At 47.4% G+C, this 18,008-nt stretch carries 13 protein-coding genes, 2 pseudogenes and 3 riboswitches; of the genes and pseudogenes, 6 read left to right on the forward strand and 9 right to left on the reverse strand.

Translation table 11 applies throughout. The annotated features are described in order from the left end of the window. Positions 1-71: 71 nt before the first annotated feature. Both RE628_RS15460 and RE628_RS15465 read right to left on the reverse strand, forming a co-directional pair. Complete coding sequence (locus tag RE628_RS15460; RefSeq protein WP_309153925.1) at positions 72-362, reverse strand: DUF4183 domain-containing protein; 291 nt, start codon at positions 360-362, stop codon at positions 72-74. 2 nt (positions 363-364) lie between these two features. Further along, complete coding sequence (locus tag RE628_RS15465) at positions 365-985, reverse strand: hypothetical protein (protein WP_309153926.1); 621 nt, start codon at positions 983-985, stop codon at positions 365-367. Between the two features lie 223 nt (positions 986-1,208). Between RE628_RS15465 and RE628_RS15470 the strand changes: the two genes are divergently transcribed. Further along, positions 1,209-1,628: a DUF4183 domain-containing protein gene (locus RE628_RS15470; RefSeq protein WP_309153927.1), complete on the forward strand. Its 420-nt coding sequence runs from the start codon at positions 1,209-1,211 to the stop codon at positions 1,626-1,628. 63 nt (positions 1,629-1,691) lie between these two features. Here the strand turns inward: RE628_RS15470 and RE628_RS15475 are convergent, their stop codons facing one another. Then, positions 1,692-3,029: a voltage-gated chloride channel family protein gene (locus RE628_RS15475; protein ID WP_375143117.1), complete on the reverse strand. Its 1,338-nt coding sequence runs from the start codon at positions 3,027-3,029 to the stop codon at positions 1,692-1,694. Positions 3,030-3,121: 92 nt separating this feature from the next. Further along, a riboswitch (Fluoride riboswitch) is annotated at positions 3,122-3,182 on the reverse strand. Positions 3,183-3,334: 152 nt separating this feature from the next. Between RE628_RS15475 and RE628_RS15480 the strand changes: the two genes are divergently transcribed. After that, complete coding sequence (locus tag RE628_RS15480) at positions 3,335-4,264, forward strand: hypothetical protein (protein WP_309153929.1); 930 nt, start codon at positions 3,335-3,337, stop codon at positions 4,262-4,264. A gap of 269 nt (positions 4,265-4,533) precedes the next feature. Here RE628_RS15480 and rpoD read toward each other — a convergent pair whose 3' ends face one another. The 6 genes and pseudogenes from rpoD to RE628_RS15510 all read right to left on the reverse strand — a co-directional run bounded on the left by rpoD (position 4,534) and on the right by RE628_RS15510 (position 12,863). Next, positions 4,534-5,427 (reverse strand): RNA polymerase sigma factor RpoD, encoded by an 894-nt coding sequence (gene rpoD / locus RE628_RS15485; RefSeq protein WP_309153930.1) that lies wholly within the window; start codon positions 5,425-5,427, stop codon positions 4,534-4,536. A 233-nt stretch (positions 5,428-5,660) separates the two neighbouring features. Continuing rightward, the gene (locus RE628_RS15490) at positions 5,661-7,970 is read right to left on the reverse strand and encodes a histidine kinase (RefSeq protein WP_309153931.1); all 2,310 of its coding nucleotides are present in this window, start codon (positions 7,968-7,970) and stop codon (positions 5,661-5,663) included. Between the two features lie 52 nt (positions 7,971-8,022). After that, positions 8,023-8,649, reverse strand: a complete 627-nt coding sequence (kdpC, locus tag RE628_RS15495) for a potassium-transporting ATPase subunit KdpC (protein ID WP_309153932.1) — start codon at positions 8,647-8,649, stop codon at positions 8,023-8,025. 28 nt (positions 8,650-8,677) lie between these two features. Beyond that, entirely contained in the window at positions 8,678-10,708 is a 2,031-nt protein-coding gene (gene kdpB / locus RE628_RS15500; protein WP_309153933.1) for a potassium-transporting ATPase subunit KdpB, read from the reverse strand. Positions 10,709-10,728: 20 nt separating this feature from the next. Beyond that, a pseudogene (kdpA, locus tag RE628_RS15505) lies at positions 10,729-12,407 on the reverse strand (potassium-transporting ATPase subunit KdpA). Between the two features lie 42 nt (positions 12,408-12,449). Beyond that, a complete protein-coding gene (locus RE628_RS15510; protein WP_309153934.1) occupies positions 12,450-12,863 on the reverse strand; it encodes a hypothetical protein in 414 nt (137 codons plus the stop codon). Between the two features lie 118 nt (positions 12,864-12,981). Further along, positions 12,982-13,175, reverse strand: a riboswitch (cyclic di-AMP (ydaO/yuaA leader). A 104-nt stretch (positions 13,176-13,279) separates the two neighbouring features. Further along, positions 13,280-13,522, reverse strand: a riboswitch (cyclic di-AMP (ydaO/yuaA leader). Between the two features lie 285 nt (positions 13,523-13,807). Between RE628_RS15510 and RE628_RS15515 the strand changes: the two genes are divergently transcribed. The 4 genes and pseudogenes from RE628_RS15515 to RE628_RS15530 all read left to right on the forward strand — a co-directional run bounded on the left by RE628_RS15515 (position 13,808) and on the right by RE628_RS15530 (position 17,988). Beyond that, complete coding sequence (locus tag RE628_RS15515; protein WP_309153935.1) at positions 13,808-14,623, forward strand: MerR family transcriptional regulator; 816 nt, start codon at positions 13,808-13,810, stop codon at positions 14,621-14,623. 33 nt (positions 14,624-14,656) lie between these two features. Continuing rightward, positions 14,657-15,858, forward strand: a pseudogene (locus RE628_RS15520) (MFS transporter). A 92-nt stretch (positions 15,859-15,950) separates the two neighbouring features. Beyond that, positions 15,951-16,649, forward strand: a complete 699-nt coding sequence (locus RE628_RS15525; RefSeq protein ID WP_309153936.1) for a metal-dependent hydrolase — start codon at positions 15,951-15,953, stop codon at positions 16,647-16,649. Positions 16,650-16,863: 214 nt separating this feature from the next. Further along, positions 16,864-17,988: an IS110 family RNA-guided transposase gene (locus RE628_RS15530; protein ID WP_309153937.1), complete on the forward strand. Its 1,125-nt coding sequence runs from the start codon at positions 16,864-16,866 to the stop codon at positions 17,986-17,988. The last annotated feature ends 20 nt before the right edge of the window (positions 17,989-18,008 follow it).

The following is an 18,008-nucleotide window of genomic DNA, read 5'->3' on the forward strand; positions in this document are numbered from 1 at the left end:
TACGGACCGCCTCGTCAACCGAATCCATACTATTTGGATCCGTTCTATTTGAGTTGGCGGCCCCTTCTTCACTAACCGTTATTGCGCAAGCTGATTCTTACTTGTTCGAGGATAATCGGTGTACCAGCTAGCACTGTATCATCCTCTAAATCAAGAAACAAGGAGTCCGAGGTTACTTGATATAAGTTATTTCCTTGCATAATTCCGTTCATATACAAATTTGAATAATGGCTTGGATCCAGATCAAGGAATTGGGTCGCCTGATCTCCGTCATCATTTAGGAATTGAGTGGCAGGTATGACCACGGAAGATTGCAAATCTGTCTCTGGAAAATAGAAATAACGGAAGACCAACACGATCACGGTTAGATTACCGATTCCAGACGGTCCAGGAGGTCCTTGAGGTCCTTGAAGTCCTTGAAGTCCTTGAAGTCCTTGAAGTCCTTGAAGTCCTTGAGGCCCCGTAGGTCCGGGTGGCCCCGCTGGTCCCTGTTCTCCTGGTGGCCCAGAGAATCCCCGCAAACCTTGTATACCTGGCGGACCTTTTCCCAGCTGGACCTTGAATACCCGGCGGCCCGGGTTGACCCTTTACCCCCGCTGGACCTTGAATGCCTGCCAGGTCCAGGTAACCCGGGAGATCCTGGTGGTCCCGGCGGGCCTTGCGAAACATACGGGGTTTCTGGATTTTGTAGATCTACTTTGCCTTGAAGATCTGGTACTCCTCTCATTCCAAGAGTTTCATCCACTCTTCTGCGGGTATCCGAGGACAGATGTCGTGTTTTACTAGCATGCTTTGAACCACGATGAGGAAGGTGACTCTTCAGCTTATGCAATGTCTTCCGCAATTGTCTATTTTTCTCAAAGTGATGCATTTTATGAGATTGATACTTGGTTTTACTCCGCTTAGCGGATTTAACATCGTACCCTTTATCATCTTGGCTAAAAACAAATAATGGCTTGCGCTGCTTCAATCTTCTTCTAATCATTCTGTGTAAATACATCAATCCACCTCCTCGTACCAAGAATATTGACTAAGTTATCTTATGTTGATTGCTTGGCGAAGAAATGGACATTTTACCTACATTCAGGCAGACGTTTGAAATTAATCGGTATGAAGAAACGCCGTTGCCACTCTATTAGAAATATCATTATATGTTATGAATCGAGAATCTCTCGATCTACTCATATATTAATAAGGAGTGATAATCAATGGGAGTTATTAAACCGGTATTTACAGCCACTGCAACTGCACCCTTTGCTAGTGGTGGTGAAGTTACAACGACATTAAACCCTGATACGACCCGCTACTTTGCCGCACTGACCGCAGCCATGCTGGGAGCTACGAACACAACAATTCCAGCAGGGAGTTTTGTCGACGACTCGGATAGTCCTATCATTGCACTGCCAGCGTTAACTGCTAACGACTATTTCAACGTGTATATTAATGGAGTTCTTCAGCAGCTATCTTTGTCCACACTAACAACAGATAGTCTTGTATTGAATGCGACAACTCCGGATCTATCCGAAGGCACGCCAATTCAACTTGAGATCGTCAGCTTCTCCAACGTAACATCGACCCTGTCGACACCACCCGATATTTCAGCACCAATCATAACGATTATTACCTGAACCAATTGCATGCAAAACAGGAGGCTACTCATTAATGGAGTAGCCTCTTTTCTGCCGTACGTTCTATTCGTTATTTTTACTGGATTCTCTAACCTTCTTCTTCGTTTGCTTCCAATCCTCAAGTGAAGCGCCAGCATCAACATGGAGTAATCCACTCTTGGAGATACCGATTTGTTGGGATGAATATATTCCCGTATGCCCAGAGAACAGATAGCTTACGATGCAAGCTATGAACATATATAATGCCCCTTCAGAGCCGAATATTTCAATTCCCATGATGAAACAAGCTATCGGAGTACTCGTCGCGCCTGAGAAAACAGCAATGAAACCAAGCGCGGCCAGGAATGGACCGTATATATGCAGCAGACTAGCCAGCGAATGTCCGAGGGTTGATCCGATGACAAACAGAGGTGTTACCTCTCCTCCCTGGAATCCGGACCCAAGTGTAATTGATGTGAACAGTAGCTTCCAGAAGAAGGCGAACGGAGAAACCCCGTCCGTCAATGAAGAGGTAATTAAAGGTATGCCCAGTCCCAGATAATCGCGGCTGCCAACAATGTAGACTAGGGCAATGATAACTAAACCACCAACAGCGGATTTCAATACCGGATTCTTTATCAACCGCGTGAACATCCTCTTAAGAAAATGAGTGAGTTCGCTAAAACAGAGACCCGTCAATCCAAAGATGACAGAAGCCAGCAATACTTTAAGCAGTACCATAACAGACAACGCCGGAATAAAATCAACTGAATAGCTTGTATGGTGAACACTCCATAAATGCGTCGCTACGACATCCGCAATAAAGCTGGCCGCGAAACAAGGAATCAGTGCCCGGTAACTTATCATACCGATCGCAATCACCTCAAGGCCGAAAATTGTTCCAGCAAGTGGTGTTCCGAACACTGAACCAAAGCCGCCACTAATCCCGCACATGAGTAGAATCCGCAGGTCCACAGCATCGATTTTGATCATTTTACCAAACCACTCGGCGAGGCTACCACCCATCTGTACCGCGGTTCCCTCACGCCCAGCCGAACCACCAAATAGATGGGTAACCAGTGTCCCGAACAGTACGAGCGGTGCCATCCTTAGCGGGATCGTCTCTCCTCCCTTCTGAATACCTTCTAGGATCAAGTTATTCCCTCTTGAACTACTCCCTCCGAGTTTCATATACAAGTAACTGACTAACGCCCCCCCAACAGGCAACAGGAACAACAGCCATGGATGCGATAGACGCTGCTGCGTCATATAATCCAGACTATGTAGGAATAAGGCCGATGCACTCCCAGCAAGAACCCCGACGATACTGCCAAGAACAAGCCATTTGATAAAAGAACCCAGATAAGCAATATGCGGGAACCTATACAGCAGCCGCCCCCGTCTCCCATTTTGTTCGTTCATCATAAAGTTCCTCTTCTCTAACTTAATGTACAATCGTGTGAAGGTCAGAGCCGCTTCGACTCAAAAAAAACAGACTCCTACCAGGAATAACATACCTGGTAGGAGTCATTAGCCTTCACGGCGGTTATGGCGAACTCCATCGCCTATATTATTCAAGAATCAGCTACAAAAATTATATTACATTCGAGTGGCAGCGTCAACGTTACATGATTCTGACGATTAAGGCGAGCTATTCAAGCTTGGGCAGGCAGAAGCCTTACCTCTGCATAGAATGGAATAAAAAGCACAAAGAAGGGTGAATGCCATTGACCAGTTTTCGTAAAGCCTACCATTTGAAACAGCGCATCTCCAAGACAATGCTCAAGAAGCGAGGAATACATGGGGTTGGTGTCGGCTTGAAGGAACCCGGCAAGCCGGGTAAGGGGGCTGCCGTCATCGTCTATGCTACTCCAGCCGCAGCAACAGCTGGCATGCGCAAGCCAAAAACCACGCATACCCGGCAGCCTTTACCAACCATAGCCAAGAAAATATCCGGTGTCCCTGTAAGGGTCGTACGTTCCAAAGGCTTCAAAAAGAATTCTAGCAGCGGGAATTTCACGAAGCATATACGTCCGGTGATCGCCGGATACAGCATTGGAAGGCCTGAAGAATCGGGAACCGCCGGTTTGATTGTGAGTACCGATCCTCAGGGCCTTGATCAATATATCTTAAGTAATAACCATGTCCTCGTTAACAACAATTCGAGCCGTACCTCTGTAACGATTCAGCCTGGCGGTGCCGATGGAGGAACAACCAAGAAGGATCTGGTCGGTTACATGAGCAAATTTGTCAAGCTGCATAAGAAAAAGAACAATTATATAGACGCGGCTATCACAAAACCACTCAGCAGAAATCTGGTTAAGCCGAGATACGCCGTATATGGTAATGTTCCTGGACATATCACAAGCTATAAAGTCGGCGATCAGTTCAAGAAAGTAGGTAGAACAAGCGGGGTTGTTACGGGTACAGTTGAATCGATTCACACGGATATCCAGGTGAATTACGGCGATTATGGGAATCTGGGTACGATCACCTTCAAGAATCAGAGTATTATTCGAGGGAAGGGTCCTGTCTCTTTACCGGGGACTCTGGCTCCGTCTGGCTCACGAAAAAAGGTAATAAAGCCGCTGCCGTCAATTTCGCAGGCTCAGATAACGGCCTTCTATCCATCTCTTACCCCATTGACTGGTTCATGAAAGTATTCGGTGCCAGAGTAGCGAGGAGTGGTAAACATGCCCTCTCCTTACCGGACCGAGGTAAGCAAAAACGCTATGTGTATACACATCCCTTATCCGCCAAAACCTTAAAAACGATCTCCTGTCGCAAGACATCAGGTAAGTCGAAATAGTCCCATGGCATAGCAAGCTTGGCGCAAGAAATAATAAGCTTCAAATACAAAGTGAACAGGACCTGACTCCGTCAGGTCCTGTTCAAAGATAATAATTGTATAAATATAATGATGTGGTTATTCCATGAAATCCTTCAGACGCTTGCTGCGACTAGGATGTCTCAGCTTACGCAGTGCCTTGGCTTCAATCTGACGAATCCGTTCCCGCGTAACGCCGAACTCCTTACCCACTTCCTCCAGCGTACGGGAGCGTCCATCATCCATCCCAAAACGCAGTCGAAGCACATTCTCTTCACGTTCAGTAAGTGTATCCAGTACTTCCTCCAGCTGCTCGCGCAGCAGTTCAAATGCGGCTGCATCCGCCGGTGCCAATGCTTCATGATCCTCAATGAAATCACCAAGATTGGAGTCATTCTCCTCACCGATTGGCGTCTCTAATGAGACCGGCTCCTGCGCAATTTTCATAATCTCGCGGACCTTCTCTGGCGTAATTTCCATCTCAGCTGCAATCTCTTCCGGCGTAGGCTCGCGGCCAATCTCCTGCAGCAGTTGTCTCGATACGCGGATCAGCTTATTAATTGTCTCAACCATATGCACCGGAATTCGGATCGTCCGGGCCTGGTCAGCAATTGCTCTCGTAATCGCCTGACGTATCCACCACGTTGCATACGTACTGAATTTAAATCCCTTGGAATAATCAAATTTCTCTACCGCCTTGATCAGACCCATGTTCCCTTCCTGGATCAAATCGAGAAATACCATACCCCGGCCGACATAGCGTCGTGCAATACTAACAACAAGACGCAGATTCGCTTCCGCCAAACGGCGTTTCGCTTCTTCATCCCCTTGTTCTACCCTTTGTGCCAGCTCAATCTCTTCTTCAGCCGACAACAGAGGAACGCGCCCTATTTCTTTAAGATACATTCTGACCGGATCATCGATTTTAACCCCAGGAGGTAACGAAAGGTCATCTGTCAAGTATGATTCAGTATGTTTCAAATCCTCTGCCATCAGTCAGACCCCCACCTTAAAAATAAAAAACAAATAACTCCACTTTCAATATTTCTACCAGCAGTGTGCCTATTTGACAATTTAGTGCGTTTATGCTAATATATATCTATATTGCATTGAAAACGCCTGTGTTTTGGCTATCCGTCATTTTATCATACATATTTAATAATTACAAGTCAAATTTAAAAATAGATACGCAGATCCATATGGATCTGCGTTTTATTTTTTACGATTTAAGATTTTTGTCTTGAGACAATGAGTACGTCTCGCATCGTAGATCCGCGAAGAAGATGCATTGACAGTGCTTCACCCGTCAGCAGGCAGAGCCCCTTAGGCACCGTTTGCCCGATAATAATCTGTGAGGCGCCTAATTCCTCGGCCCTTGCCAATAATACCGCTGCTGTCTCCTTCCTACGCTTCATATGCAATAACTCAAACTTCCCGCCTAATTGCTGAGTCAAGTTACTGATCCTCTCTAACTCAGGAGAATCATCTCTCATATTATGATGCCCCACATAGGCCACATGCCACTCGGCTTTAAGACGATATGCCAGCCTAAAGCCTCTGCGAATGATCCGCTCAGCTCCAGAGTTATGATCAATACAGACGAAGATGATCTCTTTCTTACGCCACGGTCCCCGTAACGATGTTCTCCTCTCCCATGACTCCAAGCGTTCATCCACATCATCTGCCAATTCACGCAGCGCCAATTCTCTAAGAGCAATCAGATTTCCCATCTTGAAGAAGGAATTCAAAGATTGCTCTACCTTAGACTGGGCGTAAATCTTCCCTTCACGCAGTCGCAACTGTAGCATCTGCGGGGTTACATCAATTAGCTCGACTTCATCCGCCATTTGCAAAATCGCATCCGGAACCCTTTCCCTGACCCTTATTCCAGTCAAACTTTCCACCGAGTCATTCAGACTCTCCAGATGCTGTACATTGACTGTCGTAATTACCGATACACCTGCTTCAAGAATCAGGAGAATGTCCTCATAACGCTTCTTGAATCTACTTCCCGGAACATTAGTATGCGCCAATTCATCGATCAGAACGACCTCAGGGTTACGCTGCAATATCGCTCCTGTATCCATCTCCTCCAACTTTGTTTGACGATATTGTAATTTCATTCGCGGAATCAATTCCAGCTTTCCGATCTGTTCCTGCGTCTCCCGCCGGCCATGGGTCTCCAGTAATCCAATGACGATGTCGATCCCCTTAGCTCTAAGCTGATTGCCTTCACGTAGCATCGTATAGGTCTTGCCGACGCCTGGGGCAGCTCCGATATATACTTTCAGAGATCCCTTCTGCAAGTGCTTCTTCCGCTGATCCGCTTCCTCCAGGCTAGATCTGCGAAACGTTGTGTTCGCATGATAATCTGATTTGAAGGAACGCATGGCCATAATTCTCTCGCCTTCGGTCTCGGCACGATCAGCCATCAGGAATAAATCTGTGTTCTGTAGCTTACGTAGCAGTCCTTTGATCACCGAACCTCTTCTTATGTCTTGCCATGCACTCATTCTGGAATGGCCCATCACGATTCGGGTAATGTTGCGTTCCAGCGCAAACTCTGCCAACTGGCCCGCTAGCCTCCTTCTGCCCAGTAAAGGAAGTTCCAGAAATTCAGCGCCGATCTTGCTGCATAACTGCTGAATCGAACTTTTGAAGGCTCGCTGTTCCTGCGATAATTTGGTGCCTGGTTTCATAAATACGGTAACAATAACCTCACCATTTAATCGCTTGGCAATTTGTTGCCCGCGTCTAATATAGATTGAGCCGTTCCAATGATACTGAACAGACACTAGAATCCGCTCCGCTGTGCCAGAAGGCCCAACAAGTCCCTCCGACATACGGTGCTTATCTAACATATCACTTACCCCATCGGCCATAAGCCGAAGAGACAGTTCGCGAAGGACAGCAACATTGTCCCTACGACAGATAGCTGGATTAACCTTTTGACCGAGCACCCCTTCTTCAATCCGCTTCAATAAGGTCTCGGGTGATACATCGATGAATCTGACCTCGTCAGCGAGATCAAGTGTCTCCGGCGGTACCGTATCTTCTGCCTGTATTCCCGTGTATTGCTGGGCGATCAGATCAGCACCAGACAATTCATATACATTGATCGTCGTAATCACACTGATTCCCTGCTCTAGCAGGAACAATATATCCTCCAGCCTGGTTGCAAATCGAGCTTCTTCCCGATTGCGGTGGGCAAGATTGTCAACGAGCACTACTTCGGGATTACGCTGCAATATTTGTTCTAGTGGAAGGTCCTTCTTCTCACTTCCCTCCTTCATCCAGTGAAGGCTCGGTAGTCGTTCTATCCCCACAAGCTGTTCCACCGTCTCTTGTCTCTGGGAAGTCGATACCGCACAAGCGATTACATCGATCCCCTGTGATCTCAGAAGCTGCCCCTCGCGTAGCATGTGATAGGTTTTGCCCGCACCGCTGGTCGCACCAATCAGCACTTTTAATTTGCCGCGCCTCATTCGCTCAATATACTGCAAAATTTCTTCTGGCGTCTTCCTTCGATAGGTCATTGACTTCTTCACCCCCCACAAGTTATTAACACGTAATTTAGGTCATAACGATCTACGAGTTGCTTCTTGAAATCTGCTCCTTCAATGCCATATTAAGCTGCAGCACATTCACTCTTGGCTGGCCAAAGAGACCAAGATCCCGTCCTGTGGTTGCATCCTGAATTAGTAATTCCAGCTTCTCTGCCGAGATTCCTGTCAACTTACTGACCCGCGGAATCTGTGAATCAGCAGCTTGTGGTGTGATATGAGGGTCAAGTCCAGAGCCCGAATTCGTAATTAAATCAATCGGCAACTTGCTTACCGGTACATCTGGATTGTCCTTCTTCCATGCTTCCAGAGACGACTCCATCCGCTGCATGAGCAGTGGGTTGGAAGGTGCGTAATTGCTGGAGCCTGAGCCCGCTCCGTTATACCCGATACTGGACACCCGCCCTTGAAACAGTTTTGGGTCGGTGAACGACTGACCGATCAACTCAGAGCCAACGACCTGCCCTTTGCTATCCTTTACTAAACTTCCGTTAGCCTGCCAAGGGAACAATACTTGCGCCAGCCCTGTACATACTAATGGATAGATGATTCCGCACAGAACGATCAGAACGAGGCTGAAGCGGAGGCCAGCCCATAAGGCCGTACTCGAAATGGACAACAATGATTGCTTATTAGGCTTGATGACAGCCATATAGATTACTTCCTTTCTGACACCTGATTTAGATCCATAAATGAACGAACAGATCAATTAGCTTAATTCCGAAAAATGGAGCCACAACCCCGCCTAGTCCGTAAATCAGTAAGTTTCTGCTTAGAAGGCGTTGCGAGCTCATCGGCCTGTACTTGACGCCGCGCATGGCAATCGGGATCAGCAGAGGAATAATCACTGCATTGAAGATCAATGCGGACAGTATAGCCGAGAGCGGTGAACCGAGCTTCATTATATTAAGCGTGCTCATCTCCGGAATCGCAATCATGAACATTGCTGGGATGATTGCGAAATATTTGGCAATATCATTAGCGATACTGAAGGTGGTTAACGCACCGCGAGTCATCAAGAGCTGCTTGCCAATTGCTACGACCTCAATCAATTTGGAAGGATCCGAATCGAGGTCCACCATATTGGCCGCCTCCTTGGCGGATACAGTACCACTGTTCATCGCTAACCCCACATCCGCTTGCGCCAGCGCCGGAGCATCATTTGTTCCGTCGCCAGTCATTGCAACCAATTTCCCCTCGGCCTGTTCACGTCGAATGACTTCGATCTTATCCTCCGGCGTACATTCGGCGATATAGTCGTCCACTCCCGCTTCTCTTGCAATCGTAGCAGCAGTCAGAGGGTTATCGCCCGTACACATAATGGTCCGGATCCCCATCTTGCGAAGCTGCTCGAATCGCTCCTTCATGCCGGGCTTAACGGTATCCTTAAGATGAATAATGCCATAGATCATTTCATCGACTGCAACCGCCAGCGGGGTTCCACCAACTGTAGCCACACGCTTGGCAGCGGCCTCTAGATCGCTTGGAATTTGCCCGCCTTGGTTGCTGACCCATCTCATCATCGCATCGACGGCTCCCTTGCGTACCCTCCGGCCATCCTGCAGATCGACACCGCTCATGCGTGTCTCTGCTCTGAACTCGATGCTCGTTCCGGAGGAAGCTAGCGTCTCATCAAATTCAAGGCCTCGCTCTCTCAGTAATTCAAGTACAGAACGTCCTTCCGGCGTCTCGTCGAACCTTGAAGAAATAGCTGCCCAGCGGGCTAGCTCAGCTTCTTCCTTTCCTCCAACCGGAAGGAACTCAGCTGCCATCCGATTACCGTACGTAATCGTCCCTGTCTTATCTAGTATCATCGTGTTAACATCACCAGCTGCCTCTACGGCTTTGCCTGACATCGCAAGAACGTTGTATTGAGTAACACGATCCATACCCGCAATCCCAATGGCAGACAACAAACCGCCAATGGTCGTTGGTATCAGACAGACGAGCAGTGATATTAGCACAGTAGTCCCAAGATGGATATTCAAATAGTCTCCAATCGGCTTAAGCGTAATGACGACGATCAGGAATATAACCGTTAATACGGTGAGCAAAGTACCCAAGGCAATTTCATTCGGTGTCTTCTGTCTCTCTGCCCCCTCGACCAATGAAATCATCCGGTCGATGAACGATTCGCCAGGATCACTTGTGATTCGAACTATAATTTTGTCACTAACCACCATGGTTCCGCCTGTAACAGAGCTGAAATCCCCTCCGGCTTCTTTTATGACAGGTGCCGACTCTCCAGTGATTGCTGACTCATCCACTGAAGCTAATCCTTCGATGATCTCACCATCTCCGGGGATCATCTCCCCTTGGGAGACGACAACAATATCGCCTTTGCCAAGTTCAGAGGAAGCTACGCTGATCGTGCTGTTACCGACTAGTTTGTTAGCCATGACCTGCTGCTTCGTCTTCTTCAGGCTGTCCGCCTGGGCCTTCCCCCTTCCTTCTGCAAGGGCTTCTGCAAAATTCGCGAACAATATCGTGATAAGCAGGATCAAGAAGATGACTACGTTATATCCCGTGTGGTGATCATCTCCCAATAAACGAGGGAATATGATCTGCAGCAATACGAGGAATGCCCCGATCTCTACCACGAACATTACCGGATTTTTGATCATTAAGACCGGATTCAGTTTTTTGAAGCTATCCAGTACAGCCCCTTGAATCAGTTTTCCAGTTAACATTGATTTACGCTTAGTGCTCATCTTTGGCACACCTCTTCGATCTATTTTAGCGTCAGAAATTCGGCAACAGGACCTGCGGCAAGAACCGGTAGAAAAGTTAAGGCTCCGATTAGCAGTACAGTTCCTATGAGAATCCCAGTGAACAGCTTATTATCTGTCCTCAGCGTACCGCTCGTCTCCATAACGGGCTCTTTCAGCATTAATGATCCGGCAGCTGCAAGCAAGGCAATCATGGAGATATAGCGGCCCAGGAGCATGACAAGACCGGTCATGATATTCCAGAATGGGGTATTGTCCATAAGCCCCTCGAAGCCGGAGCCGTTATTCGCTGCTGAAGATGTATACTCATACAGCATTTGCGTCATACCATGATATCCCGGATTTGTAACTGCTCCGTATCCTAATCCGGTCATAGCACTAATAGCGGTCGGAACAAGTACGATCAATGGATGAATAAGAATCGCGATCGCGATCAGTTTCATCTCCCTTGCTTCAATCTTCTTGCCGAGGAACTCCGGCGTTCTACCGACCATGAGTCCACAGATAAATACACCGAGAATGGCATACATTAGCATGTTCATAAGACCGACGCCTTTACCGCCAAATACCACATTCAGCATCATCTGAGCCAGAGCTGCCAGGCCACCAAGCGGGGTTAGCGTGTCGTGCATATTGTTGACGCTCCCCGTAGTCGCTGCTGTAGTTACAGCCGTAAATAGCGCAGAGCCGACTACTCCGAAGCGTACTTCCTTCCCCTCCATATTTCCTTGCGAAGCATCAATACCAAGAGATCCGAATAACGGATTGCCTGCCTTCTCGCTAAAATACACCAGAGACAAAAATGCGAGAAACAAGATCAGCATAGCCGAGAAAATAACCCAGCCTTGTCTTTTGTTGCGAGCGAACAAGCCGAACGTATAAGGCAGTGAAGCACTGATGATCCACATCGACCACATCTCGATCACATTCGTTAATCCGCTCGGATTCTCGAATGGATGAGAGGAATTCGCCCCGAAGAATCCGCCACCATTCGTTCCAAGGTGCTTGATTGATTCCAGCGAGGCCACAGGCCCAAGCGAGATTCGCTGCGCCGCTCCTTCCAGCGTGCTCACTGCTGCCGACGGGTGCAAAGTCTGAGGAACCTGAAGAGCAACAAGGAGTAGCGTCACAAGCAGAGCCGATGGCAGCAAGATTCGGACGATCGCTTTTACAAAATCCTCGAAGAAATTTCCGATTTTCTGCCCTCTCCCTGTAATTCCGCGAATAAAAGCAATGGCGGCACACAAACCTGTCGCAGCCGATGTGAACATCATCATCGTGATTACAGCCATCTGCGAGAAATAACTAAGTCCTGTCTCGCCGCTATAATGCTGTAAATTGGTATTGGTCATGAAGCTGATCACCGTATTGAATGCCAGCGTAGGCTCCATACTGCCGCTTCCTTCAGGATTCCAAGGCAGCCATGCCTGCAGAGTAAGTAGCAAATAACTGACGGTCATCAATACAACATTTGTCGCCAGCAAGCTGATCACATACTTCTTCCAATTCATCCCTTCGCGCCGCCTATAGCCAGCAATATTGAAGATGAACCGCTCCATTCCCCGAAGATACGGTCACTGCGATTCGGTACATTTGAGAAGACATAATATATATAAGTTCCAACTGGCTTTACCAGCAGTACAATCACGCCGATCACGATAAACATTTGTAAATAATCCATGGCATTCACCTCATCAGAATTCCAACTTAATATTTTAAAGCCCTATAGCTCAAGTCCTGATTTTGCTGCAAGCAGGAACCCAACCTCTCCGCTCACGGAATGGATGACATAAGAAGCTCCCAGCCCTTTGTAAATCATGCGCGGATTCCTGTTAGGCGTGATTATGAATATTGAGTTATTGGTCCAATGCCGACAAATCTGCAAGTAGCGGCAGGTTAATGTCGTACTCAGTTCAAAAATATAGCAACAACCGATCGGAACCGGTGGTAAGTCCCAACTCTCCTCATCATCTGTTTTAATCCGCAGCATACGACTAACGCCTAATTTACGTAGGGCTTCCTCCTCCTTCTTGTTGTTCACCAGAACAATGAAATTACGCTTCATCGCCATAAGCAGCAGGATAAATTTTCGGCCTACCGGATTCGGCGATGCTACTAGAACAAACTCTCCCTCCACGGTTAGAACACCCTCCTTGAATGTGTAGAGGACAGCACGAAAGAAGCCGCAGGAAAGATAGTAACCTTCCCCGCGGCCGTATGGCGTGGTATTAACTCCACTGCCTACTCTTCGGTGGTTGCCTCTTCCTTAACGCTTACGAGGTTAGCTGACGGATTCGGGCGTGGAAGTCGCCCTACCTTGGAAGATCCGATCTCCCAAGCGATTCACCCCATGGAACTAAAACTTGAGCCCAGTAATACCGGACATTGTGAAGTTCCTGTTGGTTCCCCCGCTGTTGCAAATTAGTGCAGCATTCAGCGAATTTGATTGATATGACATCAATGATTTCAGTAACATTTTTCAAATTCAAGCGCAAAAAACCACAGAGGCTAATGGTCCTCTGTGGCCGAATTCGTTGCGGCGCGCAGTCACCTTTCCTCTCTCATATCCACGCTGACGAGGTTAGCTGACGGATTCGGGCGGTGAGAGTCGCCCTACCTAAGTAGAGTCCATGGTCTCTACTCAGGATTCACCCCTGTCCGAATCGATCCTCAGTGGCTCTCACACCACCTTTGGCCATTCAGACGATTGAGCTGCCCGTGCTGATCATCACACCGCAAGCTCTTGATGGTTCCCCCGCTCTCCGGAGGATCCCGGAGATTAAGCGATCAGAATTGGTTAATATTGATTCTGGATTGAATCATACCGCTGCCGGGTTCAACTGTAAAGCGAACTTCCGGCTAAAAAAGCGTTAAAATTAATGGAATACGAAAATATATCGCTTACATTAAAGCAACTCTCTCTAATTTTCGCTATAGCTCATTTCTGCTCATTATTTTAAATTCTTTTTTAAGGTTTCCAAAGATTATAGTAACCGACCTCTTGACTCTCCCCTTTACTGGAACGTTATACTCGGTAAGCAAGTTCAAGCCTATCTAAATTACCTGCAGGGATGTGTAGCCATGTTCAAAATCAGTGAATTCTCAAAAATCAGTCAAGTATCTGTCAAGACGCTTCGCTACTACGATCAGTTGAATCTACTTAAGCCCGACTTCACGGACAAACATACGGGTTATCGGTATTATTCAGCGGATCAAATGCTCCAGTTGAATCGTATTTTGGCATATAAAGAGCTTGGCTTCTCATTGGATCAAATCCGTCAAATGCTGGACGAGCAAATTCCGATCGAACAAATCAGAGGCATGTTCCGGGTTAAGCAGAATGAGATTCTGTCTATTCTGGAGAAAGAACAAGCCCGGCTTACCCGGATCAAAGATCGGCTCAGCTTCATTGAGAACGAAGGTGCAAACTTGACCAGGCACGATGTTATTTTAAAAGAAGTCGAGCAACAGCTCGTGATGTCTTACCGTCAGAGAGCTTCATTGGCTCAGATTCCCGAATTGTTCCGGCAGCTTGACTCCCAGCTTCCCGGCTCCACTCCGTCTTCTTTAACGCAGATGGTTCTTTGGCACGGCTGTGATGAATGTGACGATGATATTGATATTGAAGTCGCACGAGTGCTCCCGCAGGAACTGACGAGTCGTCCTCCATTTATCGTAAAGCAGCTTCCCCAAGTTCCGCTAATGGCTACGCTTGTACATCATTGCCACACAACAGCACCTTGCACAGCCAGCACGGAATTAGCTCTATGGATCGAACGCAATGGATATCGGATGATAGAAAATGAGCCTCGGCGAGAGATCTGTCTTCCCCATAACAAATCGATCGATCCGGAGGCTTATATAGCTGAAGTTCAAATTGCCGTCGTTAAAGCTTGAAATCGGAGAGTTAAATATCAGAAAGGGGTTCATATGACAAATTATCATAAACTGTTGGTGTTGAATTTATTTGTACTTACCTTCGTATTGGGAACGAGTGAATTTGTCATTATCGGACTGTTGAGCGAGGTATCTGTGGGGCTCCATATCGGGATTTCAACCGCAGGAAGCTTAGTATCTGTCTTTGCGATCACTTTTGCGATCGGTACTCCAATCCTGACGGCTGTATTCAGCAGGTTCGATAAATATCCGCTGATGTTATCTTTAATTATTATTTTTATTGCCGGAAATATAATATCAGCAGTTGCCGGCTCTTATGAGCTCCTCCTATTGTCCAGAATGATCACCGCGCTTGTAACTGGGGTGCTGATCGCCCTTGCCATGTCAGTGGCCAGCGAGAGTGTACCGTCGGAGAAAGAGCATCCGCTATCGCTATCATTTTTGCCGGATTTACCATCGCAAGCGTCGTTGGGGTGCCCCTTGGCACTTTAATCGGACAACAATACGGCTGGCATATGGCCTTTTGGTTCACCTCTTTATTGGGTGTCATATCTTTGATCGCAAGCTCTGCAACGATTCCCAAAACACTCCAAGGACATCGTAGTTCATTGCAGCAACAACTCAAACTATTTGCTAATTCGCGCATTATCATTGCGTTTTTTATTCCCGCATTCAGTATTGGAGCTACATATACCGTATACACCTACCTGACCCCGATTTTACAGGATGTAATGGCTGTTCCTGCACAATATATTAGTCTTGTATTTTTGCTCTACGGCGTGGTATCCATTTTCAGTACGTTCATCGGCGGTAAGCTGGCGGCAAGAAATGGCATCAGCAAGCTGCGGTTCGTATTTCTGGCGCAGGCCCTCATTCTCGCTTCACTCTATCTGTCTTCCCATTCGCTCGTCACAGGTTTAATCACCATTTCTTTGATAGCTTTGCTAGTATACACGATGAATTCCACCATGCAGCTGTATTTCATCGATCTGGCCGATAGGCACTCTCCAACTGCCAGGGATTTGGCCTCCTCGTTAACGCCTGTGTCCGTCAATGTAGGCATTGCCCTCGGTTCGACCCTTGGTGGCTTCGTTACCACAAGCAGTCGATTGATCGATGTGTCTTGGTCCGGTGGACTAGTAGCGATTGCCGCAGGTGTTTTGGCTGGAATTAGCTACCGTCTGGATCATAATAACTCACAGTCATGCAGTGACTCAGCAGGAGAAAATTGTTGAAACTACAACTTACAACCTAAAAATTTTCACTCATGTCTCTCCTTAGCTATAATAGAGTTAGTTCATCATTTTGCCAAAAAGGAGCGATATCCGTGAAACTAACATATTTGGGACACTCATGCGTCTATGTGGATACTGGTGATCATCGTCTGATCATTGACCCGTTCTTGACAGGAAATCCAAAGGCAGCAGCCCTGGCGGACGACATTGAGGTTAATTATATTCTGCTCACTCATGGACATTCAGACCATATTGGGGATGCTGAGACGATAGCCAGAAGAACTGGCGCTACCATTGTTGCTATTGTTGAATTGGCCGGCTTCTTTGAACAGAAAGGACTAAAAGCTACTGGAATGAACCTCGGGGGCTCTTATATCTTCCCGTTTGGCAAGCTGACTTTCACACCAGCTCTCCACAGTTCTTCCGTTGAAGTGAACGGAACGAATGTCTACCTAGGGGTTGCCGCAGGTATTGTGCTTAACATTGATGGCTTCACTGTATATCATAGTGGCGATACCGCACTATTCAGCGATTTGAAGCTGATTGGAACTAAACATAAGATTGACCTCGCCTTTATCCCGATCGGTGATTTCTTCACCATGGGACCGGAGGATGCCCTGCTTGCTGCCGAATGGATCGGTGCTAAACATGTAGTTCCGGTTCACTATGATACATTTGGTATCATCAAGCAGGATGGCATTCAATTCGCCAACGATCTGCAGAAGTTTGGTATAACCGGGCATGCTCTGCAGCCTGGTGAAAGCCTGGATCGAGCTCAATTGGAGCGTTAATTCCCCATCTCTAGGACGCACGCCACTCTTTGCGGGACAAAATAAAAATAGCTGCTTATAAGCAGCTATTTTTATTTTTCAGACTATTGACCATCCCTTACAACTCTAGCTATGATGAACAAAACAGCCCCCGTATTTGCTTCGAATCGTAGGTTAAAATGGATACTGTAGAAAACCCATTTCAGAGCTACAAAGCAAAAGGAGGCTGTCATTAATGCAGTTTACCACAAAATACGTCGGTTTAGATGTATCAAAAGAAAAAATTTCCGTTGCCATTGCAGATGAGGGACGAGAATTGCCACGTTACTACGGAACTATAGCACATACACCTGCCGCTCTTCGGAAACTTATCAAGGAATTAGGTCCTGCAAATTCCTTAGCATTCTGTTACGAAGCTGGTCCGACTGGATACGAAACACACCGCTGGATCGAATCTATGGGAGCAAGTTGTACCGTGATTGCCCCTTCCCTTATGCCCAAACGGCCTGGCGACCATGTAAAAACGGACCGCCGGGATGCGGAGCAACTCGCTCGTCTTTTCCGAGCAGGTGAGTTGACCGCGGTTCATATACCATCGCGAGATGACGAAGCATTGCGGGATTTAGTTCGTTCCCGTGAAGCAGCCAAGGAAGATGCGCACCGCGCTCGTCAACGGATCCTTAAGTTTCTCCTGCGCCATCAAGTTCATCCGCCAGATACCATCAAACGTCGTTGGACAAAGAAATATCGCGCTTGGCTGGCTTCATTGTCATTCGAACATGAAGCGATGCAGGTCGTGTTTACCGAAATGATTCATGCGCTCGAGGAAGTTGAACAACGCATGGGCCGTTTAGAAGATGCGCTTCTTAGGCAAGCCACAACGGGTGCAAAGGCGGTTGTGATTCAGACCCTTCAATCCTTGCGCGGTGTTGCGCGTCTTACGGCGATTACCATTGCTGCGGAGATTGGCACGTTCGCGCGGTTTCGCTCGCCTGCTCAGCTCATGGCCTACTTAGGTCTAGTTCCTCGTGAGCATTCGTCAGGTCAAAGTACACGACGAGGTTCTATGACCAAGGCCGGTAACAGCCATTTGCGTCGAACGTTAGTGGAGTCAGCATGGAGCTACCGTCATCGACCTGCTGTAAAAGGTGAACTAGCGAACCGCCTAGAAGGATTGCCTCCAGACGTACAACTTTTGTCTTGGAAGGCACAAGAAAGATTGCATACGAAATATCGACATCTTGTTTTTGGAAAAAGCAAACCTAAAAACGTAGCTATTGGTGCCGTGGCCAGAGAATTAGTCGGGTTTATTTGGGCGGTTGCTCGGATTGCAGAACAACCTCAAAATTCTTATTTGTAAAAAGGGGAAAGGGTATAACC

Source organism: Paenibacillus sp. D2_2, from assembly GCF_031199965.1.
Classification (GTDB): domain Bacteria; phylum Bacillota; class Bacilli; order Paenibacillales; family Paenibacillaceae; genus Fontibacillus.

Coding starts and splice junctions, on each gene's coding strand:
- RE628_RS15515 (WP_309153935.1), top strand. CDS start 13,808: ATGTTCAAAATCAGTGAATTCTCAAAAATCAGTCAAGTATCTGTCAAG.
- RE628_RS15470 (WP_309153927.1), top strand. CDS start 1,209: ATGGGAGTTATTAAACCGGTATTTACAGCCACTGCAACTGCACCCTTT.
- RE628_RS15465 (WP_309153926.1), bottom strand. CDS start 985: ATGATTAGAAGAAGATTGAAGCAGCGCAAGCCATTATTTGTTTTTAGC.
- rpoD (WP_309153930.1), bottom strand. CDS start 5,427: ATGGCAGAGGATTTGAAACATACTGAATCATACTTGACAGATGACCTT.
- RE628_RS15490 (WP_309153931.1), bottom strand. CDS start 7,970: ATGACCTATCGAAGGAAGACGCCAGAAGAAATTTTGCAGTATATTGAG.
- kdpC (WP_309153932.1), bottom strand. CDS start 8,649: ATGGCTGTCATCAAGCCTAATAAGCAATCATTGTTGTCCATTTCGAGT.
- RE628_RS15530 (WP_309153937.1), top strand. CDS start 16,864: ATGCAGTTTACCACAAAATACGTCGGTTTAGATGTATCAAAAGAAAAA.
- kdpB (WP_309153933.1), bottom strand. CDS start 10,708: ATGAGCACTAAGCGTAAATCAATGTTAACTGGAAAACTGATTCAAGGG.
- RE628_RS15475 (WP_375143117.1), bottom strand. CDS start 3,029: ATGAACGAACAAAATGGGAGACGGGGGCGGCTGCTGTATAGGTTCCCG.